The organism is Klebsiella sp. P1954, assembly GCF_018199955.1.
Classification (GTDB): Bacteria; Pseudomonadota; Gammaproteobacteria; order Enterobacterales; family Enterobacteriaceae; genus Klebsiella; species Klebsiella pneumoniae.
Window position 1 is genome coordinate 785,736 of sequence record NZ_CP073373.1, and the last position, 18,963, is coordinate 804,698.

Annotated in this window: 19 protein-coding genes and 1 other annotated feature; of the genes, 10 read left to right on the plus strand and 9 right to left on the minus strand. The window is 55.5% G+C overall.

Annotated features, from left to right (window positions below):
• Positions 1–131 precede the first annotated feature (131 nt).
• The 3 genes from KB890_RS03935 to topA form a co-directional block, all read right to left on the minus strand.
• The gene (locus tag KB890_RS03935) at positions 132–299 is read right to left on the minus strand and encodes a YmiA family putative membrane protein (RefSeq protein WP_002901776.1); all 168 of its coding nucleotides are present in this window, start codon (positions 297–299) and stop codon (positions 132–134) included.
• 245 nt (positions 300–544) lie between these two features.
• Entirely contained in the window at positions 545–1,519 is a 975-nt protein-coding gene (gene cysB / locus KB890_RS03940) for an HTH-type transcriptional regulator CysB (protein WP_002901772.1), read from the minus strand.
• Between the two features lie 345 nt (positions 1,520–1,864).
• A complete protein-coding gene (topA, locus tag KB890_RS03945; RefSeq protein ID WP_004179471.1) occupies positions 1,865–4,462 on the minus strand; it encodes a type I DNA topoisomerase in 2,598 nt (865 codons plus the stop codon).
• 406 nt (positions 4,463–4,868) lie between these two features.
• On the opposite strand from topA, the gene KB890_RS03950 reads away from it, so the two are divergent.
• Positions 4,869–5,120 carry a YciN family protein gene (locus KB890_RS03950; protein ID WP_002901761.1) on the plus strand — a complete coding sequence of 84 codons (252 nt, stop codon included), beginning with the start codon at positions 4,869–4,871 and terminating at the stop codon, positions 5,118–5,120.
• Between the two features lie 47 nt (positions 5,121–5,167).
• Here the strand turns inward: KB890_RS03950 and sohB are convergent, their stop codons facing one another.
• Together sohB and KB890_RS03960 are read right to left on the minus strand one after the other, a co-directional pair.
• Entirely contained in the window at positions 5,168–6,214 is a 1,047-nt protein-coding gene (gene sohB, locus KB890_RS03955) for a protease SohB (RefSeq protein WP_002901758.1), read from the minus strand.
• Positions 6,215–6,258: 44 nt separating this feature from the next.
• On the minus strand, positions 6,259–6,474 hold the full coding sequence (locus tag KB890_RS03960; protein WP_004148112.1) for a hypothetical protein: 216 nt from the start codon (positions 6,472–6,474) through the stop codon (positions 6,259–6,261).
• Between KB890_RS03960 and KB890_RS03965 the strand changes: the two genes are divergently transcribed.
• Positions 6,469–7,230 carry a YciK family oxidoreductase gene (locus KB890_RS03965; protein ID WP_004196459.1) on the plus strand — a complete coding sequence of 254 codons (762 nt, stop codon included), beginning with the start codon at positions 6,469–6,471 and terminating at the stop codon, positions 7,228–7,230. The two genes, KB890_RS03960 and KB890_RS03965, sit on opposite strands and share 6 nt — an antisense overlap.
• The gene (gene cobO, locus KB890_RS03970) at positions 7,227–7,817 is read left to right on the plus strand and encodes a cob(I)yrinic acid a,c-diamide adenosyltransferase (protein WP_002901749.1); all 591 of its coding nucleotides are present in this window, start codon (positions 7,227–7,229) and stop codon (positions 7,815–7,817) included. Before KB890_RS03965 ends, cobO begins: the two co-directional genes overlap by 4 nt.
• Before the next feature lie 60 nt (positions 7,818–7,877).
• On the opposite strand, the gene rluB is transcribed toward cobO, so the two are convergent.
• Positions 7,878–8,780 (minus strand): 23S rRNA pseudouridine(2605) synthase RluB, encoded by a 903-nt coding sequence (rluB, locus tag KB890_RS03975; RefSeq protein ID WP_002901746.1) that lies wholly within the window; start codon positions 8,778–8,780, stop codon positions 7,878–7,880.
• A 147-nt stretch (positions 8,781–8,927) separates the two neighbouring features.
• On the opposite strand from rluB, the gene KB890_RS27530 reads away from it, so the two are divergent.
• The 4 genes from KB890_RS27530 (at position 8,928) to KB890_RS03990 (ending at position 11,549) form a co-directional block, all read left to right on the plus strand.
• A complete protein-coding gene (locus KB890_RS27530) occupies positions 8,928–9,161 on the plus strand; it encodes a hypothetical protein (RefSeq protein WP_071527864.1) in 234 nt (77 codons plus the stop codon).
• Between the two features lie 102 nt (positions 9,162–9,263).
• A complete protein-coding gene (locus tag KB890_RS03980; protein WP_004190748.1) occupies positions 9,264–9,770 on the plus strand; it encodes a PAAR domain-containing protein in 507 nt (168 codons plus the stop codon).
• Complete coding sequence (locus KB890_RS03985) at positions 9,770–11,146, plus strand: PAAR domain-containing protein (RefSeq protein ID WP_004179461.1); 1,377 nt, start codon at positions 9,770–9,772, stop codon at positions 11,144–11,146. The genes KB890_RS03980 and KB890_RS03985 overlap by 1 nt, the downstream gene beginning before the upstream one ends.
• A complete protein-coding gene (locus tag KB890_RS03990) occupies positions 11,127–11,549 on the plus strand; it encodes a hypothetical protein (RefSeq protein ID WP_004190751.1) in 423 nt (140 codons plus the stop codon). Before KB890_RS03985 ends, KB890_RS03990 begins: the two co-directional genes overlap by 20 nt.
• 528 nt (positions 11,550–12,077) lie before the next feature.
• On the opposite strand, the gene gcvA is transcribed toward KB890_RS03990, so the two are convergent.
• On the minus strand, positions 12,078–12,974 hold the full coding sequence (gcvA, locus tag KB890_RS03995) for a transcriptional regulator GcvA (protein ID WP_004179460.1): 897 nt from the start codon (positions 12,972–12,974) through the stop codon (positions 12,078–12,080).
• A 111-nt stretch (positions 12,975–13,085) separates the two neighbouring features.
• Between gcvA and KB890_RS04000 the strand changes: the two genes are divergently transcribed.
• Complete coding sequence (locus tag KB890_RS04000) at positions 13,086–13,994, plus strand: DMT family transporter (protein WP_004179459.1); 909 nt, start codon at positions 13,086–13,088, stop codon at positions 13,992–13,994.
• Between the two features lie 21 nt (positions 13,995–14,015).
• Here the strand turns inward: KB890_RS04000 and KB890_RS04005 are convergent, their stop codons facing one another.
• Positions 14,016–14,636 carry an L-threonylcarbamoyladenylate synthase gene (locus KB890_RS04005; RefSeq protein WP_002901738.1) on the minus strand — a complete coding sequence of 207 codons (621 nt, stop codon included), beginning with the start codon at positions 14,634–14,636 and terminating at the stop codon, positions 14,016–14,018.
• Positions 14,637–14,652: 16 nt separating this feature from the next.
• Positions 14,653–15,516 (minus strand): RNase RNM, encoded by an 864-nt coding sequence (rnm, locus tag KB890_RS04010; protein ID WP_002901735.1) that lies wholly within the window; start codon positions 15,514–15,516, stop codon positions 14,653–14,655.
• Between the two features lie 159 nt (positions 15,517–15,675).
• Positions 15,676–15,771: a sequence feature (Trp leader region), on the plus strand.
• A 33-nt stretch (positions 15,772–15,804) separates the two neighbouring features.
• Here rnm and KB890_RS04015 point away from each other — a divergent pair.
• Together KB890_RS04015 and trpD are read left to right on the plus strand one after the other, a co-directional pair.
• Positions 15,805–17,367, plus strand: coding sequence for an anthranilate synthase component 1 (locus KB890_RS04015; RefSeq protein ID WP_004176488.1), 1,563 nt, complete (start codon positions 15,805–15,807; stop codon positions 17,365–17,367).
• Positions 17,367–18,962 carry a bifunctional anthranilate synthase glutamate amidotransferase component TrpG/anthranilate phosphoribosyltransferase TrpD gene (trpD, locus tag KB890_RS04020; protein ID WP_004148109.1) on the plus strand — a complete coding sequence of 532 codons (1,596 nt, stop codon included), beginning with the start codon at positions 17,367–17,369 and terminating at the stop codon, positions 18,960–18,962. The genes KB890_RS04015 and trpD overlap by 1 nt, the downstream gene beginning before the upstream one ends.
• Position 18,963: the final 1 nt, after the last annotated feature.

Genomic DNA, 18,963 nt, shown 5'->3' on the forward strand with positions numbered 1-18,963 from the left:
TGAGTGATTTCAGGTTGGATGAATCCAGCGGCAAAATATATTCTCCCTGTATTGCCGGTCACTGATTTTATATTACAGTTTCCTTTCACTGTCATAAAAATGACATGTATCTACAACGATGACCTACAGCTTTAGCTGACAATCCAGATGTTGCAGATGGTGAGCGCGATGATGCTCCAGAACATCGCCAACCCTACCAACACTACGCCCCATACGCGACTACGCAGAACGGGATCGATTTCGGTTTTGTCATTCTCGTATGACATCGCCAGTTTCATGTAATCGATATTACTTATCATATTGTCACCACCAATTGCTCAAATCATCAGGTACAGATAAATCTTAATTATGGATAAAAGATTAATCCAGTGAATTTAGGCCTGATGGAATATATTTAACCGGTTATTTGATCGCGGCGGGCATAATGAAAAACGTGTTGCCAAAAATTATTAATTTTGTGATTGGTTCGAGGTTTAAGTTGTTAAATACAGTCCATCATAGTTAATGGCACTCCTCGCAGGGAGTGCCATTATTATTTTCAGGGTTATTTTTCCGGAAGTTTTATATCTTTGAACATCGCTTCAATATCTTCATTCGAGCGTAAAGCCACCGCGGTATCTACCACGTCCCTGGTCAAATGGGGAGCAAAACGTTGAATAAAATCATACATGTAGCTTCGTAAGAAGGTGCTACGGCGGAAACCTATCTTAGTGGTGCTGTGGCTGAAAATACCGTTCGCATCCAGCTTCACCAGATCCGGGTCAGAGACCGGATCCACCGCCATGCTGGCGATTACCCCTACCCCCAGCCCCAGGCGAACATAGGTTTTGATGACGTCGGCATCGGTGGCGGTAAAAACAATGCGCGGCGTCAGGCCCGCACGGTTAAACGCGGTATCCAGTTCGGAGCGGCCGGTAAAACCAAAGGTATAGGTTACCAATGGATACTGGGCCAGTTCCTCTATGGACACCGAGCCCTTGGTGGCCAGAGGATGCTCGGGGGTCACTACAATCGACCGGTTCCAGTGATAGCATGGCAGCATCACCAGATCGTCATACAGATGCAGCGCCTCGGTGGCGATGGCGAAATCGGCATTGCCTTTCGACACAGCCTCCGCAATCTGAGTCGGCGAGCCCTGATGCATATGCAGCGACACCCGCGGGTAGCGTTCAATAAACCCCTTGATCACTCCCGGTAACGCATAGCGCGCCTGGGTATGGGTGGTGGCGACGTAAAGAGACCCTTTGTCAGGCCAGGTATGCTCTCCGGCGACAGATTTGATGGCATCGACTTTCGACAGCACTTCGCGGGCGATGCGGATGATCTCCTGCCCGGCCGGCGTCACCTGGGTTAAGTGTTTACCGCTGCGGGCAAAGATCTGAATGCCCAGCTCATCCTCCAGCATGCGGACCTGCTTACTGATACCCGGCTGGGAGGTATAGAGCCCTTCGGCGGTGGATGAAACATTCAGGTTATGGTTAACCACCTCAACGATGTAGCGAAGCTGTTGTAGTTTCATGGCTGATATCCGTTTGCGCGTAAAATGAAGCCGCTTAATACACTTTACGTTCAGGCAACTTGTCGCCGATGAAGGCCCTGGGCTCCCGGCAGTTGGCCATAGTGGCGCCGCAATGCATCCTGAAAGCGATGATGTATAAGACGTTTTAATAATAAAAAAGGCATTAACTATAACCACTATATCATTTATATCAACACTGTATAGACGCTAACGAAAAATAATATAGGTGGTTATAAGGGGAGGAAATTAACGCAAAGAGGGGAAGACGACACGGCAGAGAAATGCACTCTCTCTGCCGGTCGCCTGAGCAGGAAAAGCGCGCTTTTCCTGCCCGAACGAACGCCATTACTTTTTGGCTTCCGTCCACTTACCGTCGATAAAGAAAGCTGACCAGCCGGTCGCTTTGCCCTCTTTTTCGGACGCCACGTACTGCTGCTTGGTTTTACGGCTAAAGCGTACCAGCGTTTTATTGCCTTCCGGATCCTGCTGCGGCGCATCGGCGAGATAACGCAGTTTTTCCGGCAGACGATCGCGGAAGCGGTACAGTTCCTCCACCAGCGGCGCACGCGTTTCCCGTGATTTCGGGAAGGTGTTGGCCGCCAGGAAGACGCCCGCCGCCCCGTCGCGCAGCACAAAGTAGGCGTCAGACTTCTCACACGGCAGCTCCGGCAGCGGCACCGGATCTTCCTTCGGCGGAGCCACTTCGCCATTGCGCAGGATCTTACGCGTGTTCTTACACTCGTCGTTGGTACAGGCCATGTACTTACCGAAACGCCCCATTTTCAGGTGCATTTCAGACCCGCACTTCTCGCACTCCACCACCGGGCCGTCATAGCCCTTGATGCGGAATTCGCCCTCTTCAATCTCGTAGCCGTCGCAGGTCGGGTTATTACCACAGACGTGCAGCTTACGCTTAGGATCGATAAGGTAGCTGTCCATCGCCGTCCCACACTTCTGGCAGCGACGTTTGGCGCGCAGCGCGTTGGTTTCCGCGTCATCGCCTTCCAGCACGTTGAGGACTTCGTTCTCCGGCACCAGGTTGATGGTGGTTTTGCACCGCTCTTTCGGCGGCAAGGCATAGCCCGAACAGCCGAGGAAAACGCCGGTGCTGGCGGTACGGATCCCCATTTTACGGCCGCAGGTCGGGCAGTCGATGCTGGTGAGCACCATCGGGTTCGGCTGCATGCCGCCCTCTTCCGGATCTTTCTCTGCCGTCGCCAGCTGGGTGGTAAAATCGCCGAAGAAGTGGTTCAGCACCTCTTTCCACTCGGCCTGGTGGTTCGCAACCTGGTCGAGGCGATCCTCCATCTGCGCGGTAAAATCGTAGTTCATCAGATCGCGGAAGTTTTCTTCCAGCCGGTCGGTAACGATCTCGCCCATTTTTTCGGCGTAAAAACGACGATTTTCCACCCGCACGTAGCCGCGATCCTGAATGGTCGAAATGATCGACGCGTAGGTCGACGGACGGCCAATCCCGCGTTTTTCCAGCTCTTTCACCAGCGAGGCCTCGCTGAAACGCGCCGGCGGCTTGGTAAAGTGCTGCGCAGGCGTCAGCTCCACCAGGCTCAGGCGGTCGCCCTGTTTGACCAGCGGCAGCGTTCGGTCTTCATCGCCCTTGCGCAGCGCCGGCATGACTTTTGTCCAGCCGTCGAAACGTAAAGTGCGACCGCGCGCTTTCAGTTTGAAATCACCCGCAGCCACGGTCAGCGTGGTGGAGTCGTACTGCGCCGGCGTCATCTGACAGGCGACAAACTGGCGCCAGATCAGCTGATAAAGCTTCTGCGCATCCGCTTCCATATCTTTCAGCGTTTCCGCCAGCACGTTCACATCAGACGGCCGAATCGCTTCGTGCGCTTCCTGCGAGTTTTCTTTGCTGGCGTACTGGTTCGCGCTATCCGGCAGATATTTTTTGCCAAATTTGTCGCTGATGTAGCCGCGAACCATGTTCAGCGCGTCCTGACTCAGGTTGGTGGAGTCGGTACGCATATAGGTGATGTGCCCTGCCTCATAGAGTCGCTGAGCCATCATCATGGTCTTTTTCACGCCGAAGCCCAGACGGGTGCTGGCCGCCTGCTGCAGGGTGGAGGTGATGAACGGCGCGCCCGGCTTGCTGCTGGTCGGCTTATCTTCACGCTCCAGTACGCTGTAGCTGGCTTTTTCCAGCATTGATACCGCCGCCATGGTCTCATCGCGGCTGACCGGACGGAACGGCTTATCGTCCTTATGGGTCACCTGCAGCGGCAGGGCGTCACCGCCCGGCGTGGTGGTGCTGGCGTCGACTTCCCAGTACTCTTCCGGGACGAACGCTTTAATTTCACGTTCACGCTCCACCACCAGGCGGACCGCGACGGACTGCACGCGCCCGGCAGAAAGACCACGGGCGATTTTTTTCCACAGCAGCGGCGAAACCATATAGCCCACCACGCGGTCCATAAAACGACGCGCCTGCTGGGCGTTAACCCGATCGATATTCAGTTCGCCCGGCTTTTCAAAGGCCTGACGAATAGCGTTTTTGGTGATCTCATTGAACACCACGCGGCTGTAACGCTGTTCATCGCCGCCGATGACTTCCCGCAGGTGCCAGGCAATGGCTTCCCCTTCGCGGTCAAGGTCGGTTGCGAGATAGATGTGGTCAGCTTTTTCCGCCAACTGTTTGAGTTCTGAAACTACCTTTTCTTTACCCGGAAGTACTTCATAGTGCGCATTCCAGTCATGCCATGGATCCACGCCCATACGGTTAACCAGAGCACTACGTTCGTCCTTTTTAGGCTTTTTAGCCCCTTTGGTGGCGGTAGAGTCGGCGCTCTTTTTGGAAGCTGATCCACTGGTCGGCAAATCGCGGATATGACCGACGCTGGATTTCACCACGTAGTCATTACCCAGATACTTATTGATCGTTTTGGCTTTTGCCGGGGACTCAACGATAACGAGAGCTTTACCCATATTCACCTTTACCTAATTTGATTCATCCAGGAATACATCGCACATTCATACACCCTCCACTGGCGACTGCCTCATATGTTGCGGCACCGTCGGTGAATATCAACCCTGAACACCCGTTTCATCTCCGTAAAACCAGGCGCTTGAGTTTGCTGACTTTTTCTCGTCAGGTGACATAGCACGAAGAATTTTTGGCCGAATGTCAAGCAAATCTGTTGCCAGATCGCCGAAAGCGTCACACTGTACCTGATAAAATTCGTTACGCAACTTTATTAGCATGCAAAAGCAAATCCCGCCAGTAAACGGCTGTTTCTCCACTGGTTACCATTACCCCTGATTTATGCATGGAAAATTTGCCCCACGCCGCCGCGCGGCGTAAACTACGCGCGGAGAAAAAGAGGAGTCCGTTATGCAAGGTACAACCCAACCAATCGATCGCCAGACGCTGCTCGAAAAAGCCAACAAACTTATTCGCGAACATGAGGATACGTTAGCCGGTATCGAAGCCACCGACGTCGTTCAGCGCAACAATGTCCTGGTGTTTAGCGGTGAGTTTTACCTTGATGAGCAGGGACTACCGACGCCGAAGAGTACAGCGGTATTTAACATGTTTAAGTATCTTGCTCACGAGCTGTCGGACAAGTACCACCTGGTCGATTAAGACCGGTGAAAACAATAACGCGAGGCCCAGGCCTCGCGTTATGTTATTTACATCAGCGGTTTCTGACCGCGCTGCCACCAGCGCAGCAGAAGCCGATCGGCGCTCTCCGCCGCGCTACCGGTGAAGCGGTCGAGCATCTTCTTACGCTGTTGATAACGCACCCCGATCACCTCGTGGCTCTCCATCAGCCCCAGCAGCAGCTCATCGCTGGTTTCAACCGCATCCACCAGACCTTTTTCCAGTGCCTGCACCCCGTACCAGTGTTCGCCGGTAGCTACCTGCTCAATATCAAGTCCCGGACGCATCCGGTGGACGAAATCCTTGAACAAATGATGTGTCTCATTAAGATCCTCGCGGAACTTGCGCCGCCCCTCCTCGGTATTTTCGCCCAGCATGGTGAGCGTTCGTTTGTACTGCCCGGCGGTGTGCAGTTCGATATCGATATCTTTATTCTTCAGGAAGCGGTGCAGGTTCGGGATCTGCGCCACCACGCCAATAGAGCCAAGGATCGCAAACGGCGCCGAGACAATTTTGTTCGCCACGCAGGCCATCATATAGCCGCCGCTGGCCGCCACTTTGTCGACCGCCACCGTCAGCGGGATCTGCTTGTCGCGCAAGCGCTGCAGCTGAGAGGCGGCCAGACCGTAGCCGTGCACCACCCCGCCGGGGCTTTCCAGGCGAATCACCACCTGATCGCGCGCTTTCGCCGCCGCCAGTACCGCGGTGATCTCTTCCCGCAGGCTATTGACCTCATGGGCATCCATACTGCCTTTGAAATCCAGCACCCAGGCGCGCGGCTTGCCTTCCGGCTCGGCATTACCCAGCTTCGCCCGCGCTTTGGCCGCCTTCGCCTCTTGTTTTTGCTTTTTCTTCTGCGCCTTATGCCACTGCTTCTGCTGCGGGCCGTCCAGCAGCGCCACCGCCAGCGATTCCTTCATCTCTTTATAATGCTCGCTAAGATTGGTCACCCGCAGCTCGCCGCGCTGCTTCTTGCGCTGAGCGAGGTTGACGATAATAGCGGCAATCACCGCGATGGCGACGACAACCGTCGCGATCTTGGCTAAAAATAAGCCGTACTGAGCAAGTAATTCCACGTTTTCACCTTGTGTAAAGCACTGACGTTGCTGCACAGTGTACCTCAGCCGCTGGCGAGAAGTCTTTGTGCTTTGTGTTCTCTGCGCAGCGGATTCCGTTTTTTTTCGCGCGGCTGAAATCGTTGCAAGATATTAATTTTGTGAATACTTTCCGCTTCGCCGATTGCAATGGCGGGCGCTTTCAGGCATAACAGCGCAAAAGTGAGATACCAAAGATGAAGCGCGATCGGGAACCGATCGCCCAAGGAGTTGCCGTGCATTATCAACCACAACGTCACTTGCTGAAAGATCGCATCATCCTGGTCACCGGGGCCAGCGACGGGATTGGTCGTGAAGCGGCCCTGACCTACGCGCGCTATAGCGCCAGCGTTATCCTGCTGGGTCGCAACGACGACAAACTGCGCACCGTCGCCCAGGAGATTGAGCGTGAGGGTGGTATTCCCCCTCGCTGGTTTACCCTCGACCTGCTCACCTGTACGCCCCAGGCGTGCCAGCAGCTGGCGCAGCAGATCAGCATGCACTATCCCCGCCTTGACGGCGTGCTGCATAACGCCGGCCTGCTCGGCGACATCTGCCCAATGGAAGAGCAGAAGCCGGAGGTCTGGCAGCAGGTGATGCAGGTGAACGTTAATGGCACCTTTATGCTGACCCAGGCGCTTCTTCCTTTATTACTCCGTTCGGAATCGGGCTCGCTGGTCTTCACCTCATCCAGCGTCGGTCGTCAGGGCCGCGCCAACTGGGGCGCCTATGCCGTTTCCAAATTCGCCACCGAAGGGATGATGCAGGTGCTGGCCGACGAGTATCAAAGCCGCCACCTGCGGGTAAACTGTATCAACCCCGGCGGCACTCGCACCGGAATGCGCGCCAGCGCGTTCCCGACGGAAGATCCGCTGAAACTGAAAACCCCCGCTGACATTATGCCCGTCTATCTGTGGCTGATGGGTGACGACAGTCGTCGCAAGACGGGAATGACCTTCGACGCCCAACCGGGACGTAAACCAGGAATTGCCCAATGAGTGATGAACGCTACCGCGAACGCCAGCAGCGGCTGAAAGATAAAGTTGACGCCCGGGTGGCGGCGGCCCAGGACGAGCGCGGCATTGTGATGGTCTTTACCGGCAACGGCAAAGGCAAAACCACCGCCGCCTTTGGCACCGCGACCCGCGCCGTCGGCCATGGCAAAAAAGTCGGCGTGATCCAGTTTATCAAGGGGACCTGGCCTAACGGCGAGCGTAATCTGCTGGAGCCTCACGGCGTCGAATTTCAGGTGATGGCCACCGGCTTCACCTGGAACACCCAGGATCGCGACAGCGACACCGCCGCCTGCCTGGCGGTCTGGGAGCATGCCCGCCGTATGCTCGCTGACGACCAGCTCGATCTGGTGCTGCTGGACGAGCTGACCTACATGGTGGCGTATGATTACCTGCCGCTGGAGTCGGTGCTGAGCGCCCTGCGTGAGCGCCCTGCCCATCAGTCGGTGATCATCACCGGCCGCGGCTGTCATCGCGATATTATTGAACTGGCCGATACCGTCAGCGAACTGCGTCCGGTCAAGCATGCATTTGATGCCGGGATTAAAGCGCAGATGGGGATAGACTACTGAGGGCCTGATAGCGCGGAAGGAAGTACGCGTTCCGGCGGCAAGTCACCGGAACGCATAACATTAACCGTTAGTCTTATTACGAGTACTGGAACGACGGTTGCTGTTGTTACCCTGGCGCGGATTAGCGCTGGTCTGGCTGTGACGCTTCACCGCCCGACGGATCTGATTGGCTTTCAACCGCCGACGGTCTTTCTCGACGGCAACCTTAGAGCTGGTTTCCGGCGTGAGCTCCACCAGCTCGCGCAGGTAGTTGGTCTGCGCCAGGTCCAGCTCGGTATAGCCGCCGCGCGGCAGGCCTTTCGGCAGCAGAATATCGCCGTAGCGCACGCGGATCAGACGGCTGACCTGCACGCCGACCGCTTCCCACAGGCGACGCACTTCGCGGTTACGCCCTTCGGTCAGGGTAACGTTATACCACTGGTTAATCCCTTCGCCGCCGGTGAATTTGATGGTTTTAAACGCTGCCGGACCATCTTCTAACTGTACGCCGCGCGACAGCTGGCGCAGCTTATCATCATCCACCTGGCCGAAAACGCGAACGGCATACTCACGCTCGACTTCACGGCTCGGGTGCATCAGGCGGTTGGCCAGTTCGCCATCGGTGGTGAACAGCAGCAGGCCGCAGGTATTCACGTCCAGACGACCAACGGCAATCCAGCGCGCGCCGCGCAGTTTAGGCAGACGATCAAACACCGTCGGGCGTCCTTCCGGATCGTTACGGGTGCACAGCTCGCCTTCCGGCTTATAGTAAGCCAGCACGCGGCAGATCTGCTCGGCAGACTCTTTCACCGAGATCAGATGACCATCGATACGAATTTTTAAACCAGGGACAATTTCCACACGATCGCCGAGGGTGGCGATTTTGCCGTCGACGCTGACGCGGCCAGCTTCGATTTTCGCTTCAATTTCACGGCGGGAGCCGTGGCCGGCGCGGGCCAGCACTTTTTGCAGTTTCTCGCTCATTGAGCTTCCTTAAGGTGTCGCCTTCCCAGGCGTCTGGTATGCTTTCAAAAACAACGAGTTAGCCTAAAACTCAACTTAACTCACTGATCTGTAAATATTTCATGGCACACAGCATGGCAAACAACGTATCACACAAGCTGTCACACAATGATTCGTGGGCGCACATACTACACGAATTTTAGACTAAATGATTCAACAAGTTTTGTGCGCCTGAGTCTTTCTGAACTTGGACGTATAACGATGAGCAATCCGGAACAGTCAAGCACAGCGAACGGGAAAACGCTGTGTGTCTACTCCAACAGTATCTACACATTTACCTTCGTCACGGAGTCGCAGCATTGCCCGTACAGCAAAAGCTTCGACATAGTCGATAGTAAATGAATCGCGCCATAACATTCACAAAATAAATATTTTAAAACGCAGTTTCATTTTTATGAAAAACAACTTCCGGCACATGGGTGTTATTTGTACAATGAATTACGTATGAAGATTAATTCACAACAAGCAGAGGGACTTATGCAGCAATATACCAACGAAATCACACCCGAAATTAATGAGGCCCAATCACAACCGCCTTACGACGAAGAGCTTTTGTCACTCTGCGATGATAAAACCCGGAAAGAACTTGAGGAAATTAAAAAACAGCATCTAAGCCGCCCGTTAGCTCACATTTTCCGGTTTGCAGTCGTTGGAAGTCTGACCCGTCGCGGTGGAGTCATTCGCCATGCTTCAGGCGGTGCGACTACCGGAGGATTACAAGTTGCTCGGGTAGGTGACAAGGTTGTATATGCTGATGGCAGCGAGTCCACTATTATTTCCGGTGCTGGCAAGGCCCGAATCATGCAGGGCGCATCCGCTGCACTCGTTGGCAGTATGCTTGATAATGGTGATGAAATAATCTCTACCCCACAATCGTGCAGCAAACTGGTTTTTCGTGAAGGCCGCGAACTCCCGGAAGGATTCTTGACCGTGTCAGGGAGTAAGCACTGATGGGCGTTAAGGGATACTATTTATTCAGAGGTGATAAGACACGATGTGGTGGCGTTATCACTGAAGGATGGAGCGACCACCAGCATTTTGACAGAGATATGTCCTGTGAAGGGCATAAAGTAACTTGTGGTAAACATCCAGGGCTTTACCGTATTTGTGGTGGGCTTGATGATGACATACACGGCAAAAGGATTGCCGGAACACTACACAGTTATAGCTCCTGCCCCTGTAAATCCAAATTCATCAATTCAAACTGGGATGATGATTACGAACTTGGTGGAGAAGCAACGGTAACGCACACTGATCTACCTCACCTCGTCAAGATGCCTGAACTTCCAGGGCCGATTGAGTCAGAACCGGAACAGAACGCCCAAACAGCAAAAAAGAAAACAGGTATAGATGCAGGTTTTGCCGTTATCACTTATGGCGGTACTACGGAAGCGTGGCAACGTCTGTTATTCACTGAAAACCCACCAGCAGGGGCAAAAGAGCTATTCTCTATTCTGAACGGCCCGGATGAAAGATACAAAGCTGGTTCGATTATGCTTCTGGTTGATCCAGAGAAACAGGACGACGAGCAGATTGCCCACATGAAAGCCGCGAAAGCGCGAGTTGATGCGGCGTTAGAACCGCTGACAATCCAGGAAGCTAACTTGCTGCACAAACACTACGCAACCATAGCTAATTTCACCAGCTACGCTGATACAGGAATTGGCCTTGCTGCTGATCCTGTTGGAAAATACTTTGAGAGTATCGAAAAAATACTCAGAGAGATTCAAGAAACGTATAAGAATACCTACATAACGAGAGGCTCGTTGATAGGAGAACAATTTTACATTCAACGTAGCCTGTTGTTTAAAGAGCTTGAATCAATACTTAAAGTCAGATTCCTGAATAAGGCTATGAAATTCGAAGAGTATACAAAAATAAAAAAAGCACTTGGCCTATCCAGCAGTTCTATTACCCACAAATGGAATGAAACGGGGATCAGTGACATTGAAGGCTATGCTACCCACATCGAACGGGCAGTTAAATACGTAAAAGCAATGCGTTACACTGGTTATTTAGGCATTGGTTTTAGCGGACTGCATTCACTAAATGAAATAAATGAGGCTTGTTCTGTTGGTCGCGAAGCTGAATGTACCAAGAAAAAGTATACTGAGATTGGTAGCTTTGCTGTAGGTACGGGGGTTGGTGTTGCTGGTGGCTATTTAGCAATACCTCTTTGTATCGCTATCGGTGTTGGTACTGCTGGTGTCGGAGGGCTTGCTTGCTCTGTGATTGCTGGGGCTGGTTTAGGCTATGTCGGTAGTAGTGCAGGTGGCGCATTCGGTGAATGGGGTGGAGAGCAGCTGTATGAAACTTTCGGTAATTAATTTTATAATTATGCATCGTAACTCGATTGGATTGGTATTGTGTCTATGCCTAATACTTACGGGGGTTATTTCAATTATTTACGATCGCATTTCGAAAAATAAATTCATTACTCTCTGTTCGCTATTTGTTGAAAAATTTGGCGCAAGACCAGTAGAGGCTTTAATTTATCAGGATGGGGGGTTCTTTTTCTCGTTTATGCGTGATGCTTTTTTTATTAAAGCATTATACTTTAAAGAAAACTCATTTCATACGCGAGGAATGGATAATGAACAAATTCGATTCATTAAAGAACTTCCTAATCAGTATACCGATTGGTTACGTGTAAAAGTACGATTTTCCGTGGTCGGTATTATTTTTCTATTCATGATGTTATCAGTTTTCTATTTACCATCATTCATTTAATTGAAATAAATAGCCAAGAGCAAAACTTGGCTATTTTATTCACTCCCGATCAGTATCATCAATTACATAAGAAACTGAGGATAAGGGAAACGTATGCAATTAGCGCATAGCGATCCCTCATATTGATCTTTGGCAAAAAGTCTATTCAGAGAAAAAATGATGATGTCGATTATATACGGGAGCTACCTGCAAACATCAAATACTGGTTTATCGCCGAATTGTTGTGTTCATTGGTAGGTTTTATTGCCCTACTAATTGGTGGTATCTGTCTTTGGGTCGATAAATGATTAATTCAGCAGAACTGATCATCTGCGGGTTAGGAAGATTAAGCCTCATCTGCGGTATAGCTGTTACGGTGCTCTCATTTATCAACAAAAAGCGCTTCTCCGCGACCTGTACGCTGTAAAAAGAAAAACTTCGTCGGGAAAGCTTCTGTTCGCCGCACCCCGTCTTTAGTATGGAACAGATTTTCCTCATTCTCCTGTGCCCATTCACGCATACGGATCTTTATCGGACAGCGCCCCCTCACTACGCGCGCTCCTCAGCAACGGCCGGGCGCTGGCCAAGCAGCCAGTCGCGAAAACAGCGGTTGGCAGGCGCCAGCAGCGCGGTCTCGTGGTAAACCAGATGATAGGCCAGCGGACAGGCGATGGGCTGCGCCAGAGGATTAACCAGCCGCCCCTGCGTCAGCGCAGGCGCTATGAATGAGCGTCGCAGCAACGCCATCCCCATACCGGCGAACGCCGCCTCCATCACGCCGTTGGAATCAGTGAACACCGGCCCACGCCGCGCGAAGTGCGGCGCCAGCCCCACGGCCTCACACCACAGCGCCCAGTCTTCACGATGTTCATCGTGCAGCAGCGGATACTGCAGTAGATCGCTCGCATCGGTGAGCGTCCGGCGCGGAGCAATCAGTTGCGGGCTACAGACCGGCATCAGATCGTCATCCAGCAGGCGGTAAGCCTGCAGTTCCGGCCAGCCGCCGACACCATGACGCACGGCAAAATCGATCCCTTCACTCAGCAAATCCACTCGCCGGTTGGTGGTGCCGATCTGGATCTCTATCTGCGGATAGCGTCGTTCAAAATCAGCCAGCCGCGGCAGCAGCCACTGAATGGCGAAGCCGCTGGTACAGCTGATAGCTACCTTTTCTGGTCCCGGGGGCACCTGCAGGCGCTGGGTGGCGGCGGCTATCTGATGAAACGCCGGCTGAACGGCCCGCAGGTAGATCTCTCCCACCGCCGTTAACTGTAACCGTCGCGGAGTACGGATAAATAGCGGGACATTCAGCGTCTCCTCAAGGCGGGCAATCTGCTGGCTGACGGCGCTGGGCGTGACGCAAAGCTCACTGGCGGCCAGCTTCAGGCTGAGCAGCCGCGCCGCCGCCTCAAAGCAGCGCAACGCATTCAGCGGCGGGAGTTTCATGGGTATGGAACCTCAGTTAAGAAAAACTTAATCATGTAAGCATAACGCGTTTGTCGCACGCTGCACGTGGGTTCTACAGTTGACTTCCTTCGTGACTACAAGGAGTCAATCATGCGTGTTATCGACTATGGCCGCCTGCTGCTGCTCGCCGCCCTCTGGGGCGCCAGCTTTTTGTTTATGCGCATCACCACCCCGGCCTTCGGGGCGTTGAACAGCGCTTTTCTTCGCGTACTGTTCGCCGCTATCGCGCTCGGGCTGTTACTCGGCGTGCAGGGTAAATGGAGCGGGTATCAGGGAAAATTCACATCCACTCTGCAGCTGGGGGTCATTAATTCAGGCCTTCCTTTTCTCATGTACTGCCTTGCCGCGCAATGGCTGCCGGCAGGGTACTCCGCCACGCTTAACGCCACGGCGCCGATGATGGGGGTGCTGATCGGCGCGTTATGCTTTGCAGAACCGTTAACCCTGCGCAAAGGCGGCGGCGCGATACTGGGCGCCATTGGCGTGGCGGTGATCGCGCGCCCGACATCTGGCCTTAGCGCCGCCCTGCTGCTGCCGGGGATTGGCGCCTGCCTGACCGCGACCGCCTGTTACGGTCTGGCCGGCTTTCTGACCCGCCGCTGGATCCAGCAGCGAGGCGGCCTCGAGGCTGAACGCGTCGCGCTGGGTAGCCAGGTCGGCGCCACGCTGTTTCTGTTTCCTTTCTTTCTCTGGTCCTGCTGGCATGGGCCTGCCGTAGACTGGCGGCAGAGTCTGCCGTGGATAGCGATAGTCATGCTGGGCGTGGTCTGCACGGCGGCAGGGTATATTCTCTACTTCCGCTTGATTGCAGATATAGGGCCGCTGCGTTCGCTGTCGGTGACCTTTTTGATCCCACCTTTTGCGGCGCTGTGGGGCTATCTCTGCCTCGGAGAGACAGTGGAGGAAGGATTGATTCTCGGCGCGCTGCTGGTTTGTGTAGCGCTATGGATGATTATCGTGCCGTCGGGGCGAAAACGCGGGGTACCGGACGGCGCATGATGCACCGCCCGGCAGATAGCCTTAGAGAAACGGCCTCACGTCGCCGACGCCTTCGCGCAGCACCACCGGGGTGTCTTCAGTGAGATCGATAACCGTGGTCGGCTGCTGCCCAAGGAAACCGCCGTGAATGATGAGGTCCACCACTTTCTCCAGACGATCTTTGATCTCTTCCGGGTCGGATTCGGTAAAGTCGCTGCCGGGCAGCATCAGCGACGTGGAGAGCATCGGCTCGCCTAAGGTCTCGAGCAACGCCTGAGCGATGGGGTTAGACGGGACGCGCATGCCGATGGTTTTACGCTTCTCCTGCAGCAGCCGACGCGGCACCTCTTTGGTCCCCTTAAGGATAAAGGTATAGTTGCCCGGCGTGTTGTTTTTCATCAGGCGAAACGCCACATTATCCACAAAAGCGTAGGTTGACAGCTCGGACAGATCGCGGCACATCAGGGTAAAGTTGTGGCCGTCCGGCAGCTGACGAATGCGGCAGATCCGCTCCATCGCCCCCTTGTCTTCAATTTTGCAGCCCAGCGCGTAGCCGGAGTCGGTAGGATAAACGATTACCCCGCCCTTACGCACAATCTCCACCGCCTGGTTAATCAACCGCGCCTGCGGGTTATCCGGATGGATATAAAAAAACTGGCTCATACTTCCCTCTCAATTTTTATTCGGCGGCCGCTTCCCAACTGTGCCAGACGCCTTCCACGCCGGCAGGAAGCCAGAGCTTACGGCCAAGTTCGATCCACGCGCAGGGCTGATGAAAATCGGATCCCTGCGACGCCAGAAGACCAAACTGCACGGCCAGGGTGGCCAGCTGGGCGCGTTCATGGGGCGCCTGCTGACACTGGGCCACTTCCATGGCATCACCGCCCTGCTCGCTAAAGTGGGCCAACAGCCGCTTCAACCACTTGGCGGAAAGATCGTAGCGCCCGGGATGGGCAATCACCGCCTTGCCGCCAGAATGATGAATCACATCAATCGCTTGTTTTATTGTACACCACTGCGGCGGCACGTAACCGGTTTTCCCGCGGGCAAGGTATTTTTTGAAGACTTCCGCCATGTTTTTCGCATGGCCGGCCTCCACCAGAAAACGGGCAAAATGGCCGCGGGTGACGGCGCCACCGTCCGCCAGTCGCAGCGCCCCTTCCCAGGCGCCGGGGATCCGCGCCTTCTCCAGGCGCTCGGCAATCATCTGACCGCGCTGCTGGCGCCGCGCTTTCTGCTCCTCCAGCAGGGCGGTCATCGTTGGGTGCGCAATATCAATATTCAGACCCACAATATGAATCTCGTGATTCTCCCAGAGGGTGGAAATCTCGACGCCGTTCACCAGGGTCAAGGGTAATCCGGCGCGGGCGATCTCCTCCCGGGCCGCCGGGATCGCCGCCACGCTGTCATGGTCGGTGATCGCCAGGGTGCCGACGCGCATCTCATGGGCGCGATGGACCAGTTCCTGCGGAGTCAGCCGCCCGTCAGAGGCGGTGGTATGGCTGTGCAGATCGTAAATCACTGCGTATTGGCTGTCGCTCAAAAGGACTCCTGCTGGACATCAACGTAAATAAGCGCATTATCATACCGACAGGCAGAGAAAATCTGCAAACAAGGGTTGACTTTATTCCATTGAACTAGTTAACTAGTACGCAAGTTCACATGAAGGGGTATCACGATGAAAATGCACTTTATCACTCTGCACAGCTGGTGGCGCACCTCCTGACGACGGGCGGCGTGATCGCGTTTTGCATTCAGCATACAGATACCCGGCCCGCCAATGAGCGGGCTTTTTATTGGACAAAAATAATACGAACAGGCGAGAACAATAATGCAAACATCCAAACCGGCACTCGAGCTTCTCACCAGCGACGCCATCTACCGGGAGAACCCGACGGCGTTATTCCACCAACTGTGCGGCGCCCGGCCGGCGACGCTGCTGCTGGAATCCGCTGACATCGACAGCAAAGATGACTTAAAAAGCCTGCTGCTAGTCGATAGCGCGCTGCGCATTACGGCCCTTGGTGACACTGTCACTATTCAGGCCCTCTCCGCCAACGGCGCGGCGCTGCTGGAACTACTGGACGGCGCGCTGCCCTCCGGGATCAACAATCAGCGCCAGCCCAACGGCCGCATCCTGACCTTCCCGGCCGTCAGCGCCCTGCTCGATGAAGACGCCCGTCTCTGCTCACTGTCGGTGTTTGACGCCTTCCGTCTCCTGCAGGAGCTGGTGAGCGTTCCGGACAACGAGCGCGAAGCGATGTTCTTCGGCGGCCTGTTCGCCTATGACCTGGTGGCCGGTTTTGAAGATCTTCCCCAGTTGCAAAGCGACACCGCCTGCCCGGACTACTGCTTCTATCTGGCGGAAACCCTGCTGGTCATCGACCATCAGACCAAGCATACCCGCATTCAGGCCAGCCTGTTCACCCCGCTGGAGAGTGAAAAACAGCGCCTGGAGCAGCGCCTGAGCCAGCTGCGTCAGCAGCTGAACGAGCCGCCGGCGCCGCTACCGGTTACCACCGTGGCCGAAATGCGCTGCGACGTTGACCAGAGCGATGAAGAGTACGGCGCGGTGGTGCGCAAAATGCAGCGCGCGATCCGCGCCGGGGAAATCTTCCAGGTGGTTCCTTCCCGCCGCTTCTCGCTGCCCTGCCCATCGCCGCTGGCCGCTTATGATGTGCTGAAGAAGAGCAACCCCAGCCCGTACATGTTCTTTATGCAGGACAATGATTTCACCCTGTTCGGCGCCTCGCCGGAAAGCTCGCTGAAGTATGATGCCGTCAGCCGTCAGATTGAGATCTACCCCATCGCCGGCACCCGGCCACGCGGCCGCCGCGCCGACGGCTCGCTGGATCGCGACCTCGACAGCCGCATCGAGCTGGAAATGCGCACCGATCATAAAGAGCTTTCCGAACACCTGATGCTGGTGGACCTGGCGCGTAATGACCTGGCGCGCATCTGCACCCCGGGCAGCCGCTATGTCGCTGATTTAACCAAGGTTGACCGCTACTCCTTCGTGATGCATCTGGTCTCCCGTGTAGTAGGCGAATTGCGTCAGGATCTCGACGTCCTCCACGCCTATCGCGCCTGCATGAATATGGGCACCCTCAGCGGCGCGCCGAAGGTCCGCGCCATGCAGCTGATTGCCGCCGCCGAAGGTAAACGCCGCGGCAGCTACGGCGGCGCGGTGGGCTATTTCACCGCCCACGGCGACCTCGACACCTGCATCGTCATCCGTTCCGCCTACGTGCAGGAAGGTATCGCTACCGTCCAGGCCGGAGCCGGCATTGTGCTCGACTCGGTTCCCCAGTCGGAAGCGGATGAGACCCGAAATAAAGCCCGCGCGGTGCTGCGCGCCATTGCCCAGGCCCATCACGCGAAGGAGATTTTCTGATGGCTGACATTCTGCTGCTCGATAATATCGATTCCTTTACCTATAACCTGGCAGACCAGCTGCGCGCCAACGGCCATAACGTAGTGATTTATCGCAACTCCGTTCCGGCGCAGGCGCTGATTGAGCGTCTGGGCACCATGGACAACCCGGTGCTGATGCTCTCCCCGGGCCCGGGTACGCCAAGCGAAGCCGGCTGCATGCCGGAGCTACTGACCCGTATGCGCGGCAAGCTGCCGATCATCGGCATCTGCCTCGGCCACCAGGCCATTGTCGAAGCCTACGGCGGCTATGTCGGCCAGGCGGGGGAGATCCTCCATGGCAAAGCCTCCAGCATTGAGCACGACGGCCAGGCGATGTTTGCCGGTCTGGCTAACCCGCTGCCGGTGGCGCGCTACCACTCGCTGGTCGGCAGCAATATTCCCGCCGGGCTGACGATTAACGCCAATTTCAACGGTATGGTGATGGCGGTGCGTCACGATGCGGATCGGGTGTGCGGCTTCCAGTTCCACCCGGAATCGATCCTCACCACCCAAGGCGCACGGCTGCTGGAGCAGACCCTGGCCTGGGCGCTGCAGAAGCTGGAGCATACCAACACCCTCCAGCCGATCCTTGAGAAACTGTACCAGGCGGAAACCCTGAGCCAGCAGGAGAGCCACCAGCTGTTCTCCGCCGTCGTGCGCGGCGAAGTGAAGCCTGAGCAACTGGCCGCCGCGCTGGTCAGCATGAAAGTGCGCGGCGAGCAGCCGCAGGAAATTGCCGGCGCCGCTACCGCGCTGCTGGAAAACGCCGCGCCGTTCCCGCGCCCGGACTACCTGTTTGCCGACATCGTTGGCACCGGTGGCGACGGCAGCAACAGCATCAATATCTCCACCGCCAGCGCCTTTGTCGCTGCGGCCTGCGGGTTAAAAGTGGCGAAACACGGCAACCGCAGCGTCTCCAGTAAATCAGGCTCTTCTGACCTGCTGGCGGCCTTCGGCATTAATCTCGATATGAACGCCGATAAATCCCGCGCCGCGCTTGATGAGCTGGGCGTCTGCTTCCTGTTCGCGCCGAAGTACCACACCGGTTTCCGCCACGCGATGCCGGTCCGTCAGCAGCTGAAGACCCGCACCCTGTTCAACGTGCTGGGGCCGCTGATCAACCCGGCGCATCCGCCGCTGGCGCTGATTGGCGTCTACAGCCCGGAACTGGTGCTGCCGATCGCCGAGACCCTGCGCGTGCTGGGTTATCAGCGCGCGGCGGTGGTGCACAGCGGTGGGATGGATGAAGTTTCACTACATGCGCCTACGGTGGTGGCCGAACTGCATAACGGGGAAATTAAAAGCTATCAGCTGACCGCCGACGACTTCGGCCTGACGCCTTACCATCAGGCGCAGCTGGCGGGCGGCACCCCGGAAGAAAACCGTGACATTCTGACGCGCTTGCTACAAGGTAAAGGTGAAGCCGCTCACGAAGCCGCCGTCGCCGCCAACGTCGCCATGTTGATGCGTTTACACGGGCATGAAGATCTGAAAGCTAACGCTCAGCAGGTACTGGATGTGCTGCACAGCGGCGCGGCCTATGACAGAGTGACCGCCTTAGCGGCAAGAGGGTAAA

Bases quoted from the DNA above. Each gene is read 5' to 3' on its own strand.
- KB890_RS03935 (WP_002901776.1), bottom strand. From the start codon at position 299: ATGATAAGTAATATCGATTACATGAAACTGGCGATGTCATACGAGAAT.
- rluB (WP_002901746.1), bottom strand. From the start codon at position 8,780: ATGAGCGAGAAACTGCAAAAAGTGCTGGCCCGCGCCGGCCACGGCTCC.
- KB890_RS03950 (WP_002901761.1), top strand. From the start codon at position 4,869: ATGCAAGGTACAACCCAACCAATCGATCGCCAGACGCTGCTCGAAAAA.
- KB890_RS03960 (WP_004148112.1), bottom strand. From the start codon at position 6,474: ATGCACGGCAACTCCTTGGGCGATCGGTTCCCGATCGCGCTTCATCTT.
- gcvA (WP_004179460.1), bottom strand. From the start codon at position 12,974: ATGAAACTCCCGCCGCTGAATGCGTTGCGCTGCTTTGAGGCGGCGGCG.
- KB890_RS03990 (WP_004190751.1), top strand. From the start codon at position 11,127: ATGAAACTTTCGGTAATTAATTTTATAATTATGCATCGTAACTCGATT.
- KB890_RS27530 (WP_071527864.1), top strand. From the start codon at position 8,928: ATGATTCGTGGGCGCACATACTACACGAATTTTAGACTAAATGATTCA.
- KB890_RS04005 (WP_002901738.1), bottom strand. From the start codon at position 14,636: ATGAGCCAGTTTTTTTATATCCATCCGGATAACCCGCAGGCGCGGTTG.
- cysB (WP_002901772.1), bottom strand. From the start codon at position 1,519: ATGAAACTACAACAGCTTCGCTACATCGTTGAGGTGGTTAACCATAAC.
- cobO (WP_002901749.1), top strand. From the start codon at position 7,227: ATGAGTGATGAACGCTACCGCGAACGCCAGCAGCGGCTGAAAGATAAA.
- KB890_RS03980 (WP_004190748.1), top strand. From the start codon at position 9,264: ATGAAGATTAATTCACAACAAGCAGAGGGACTTATGCAGCAATATACC.
- trpD (WP_004148109.1), top strand. From the start codon at position 17,367: ATGGCTGACATTCTGCTGCTCGATAATATCGATTCCTTTACCTATAAC.
- KB890_RS04000 (WP_004179459.1), top strand. From the start codon at position 13,086: ATGCGTGTTATCGACTATGGCCGCCTGCTGCTGCTCGCCGCCCTCTGG.
- KB890_RS03985 (WP_004179461.1), top strand. From the start codon at position 9,770: ATGGGCGTTAAGGGATACTATTTATTCAGAGGTGATAAGACACGATGT.
- topA (WP_004179471.1), bottom strand. From the start codon at position 4,462: ATGGGTAAAGCTCTCGTTATCGTTGAGTCCCCGGCAAAAGCCAAAACG.
- KB890_RS04015 (WP_004176488.1), top strand. From the start codon at position 15,805: ATGCAAACATCCAAACCGGCACTCGAGCTTCTCACCAGCGACGCCATC.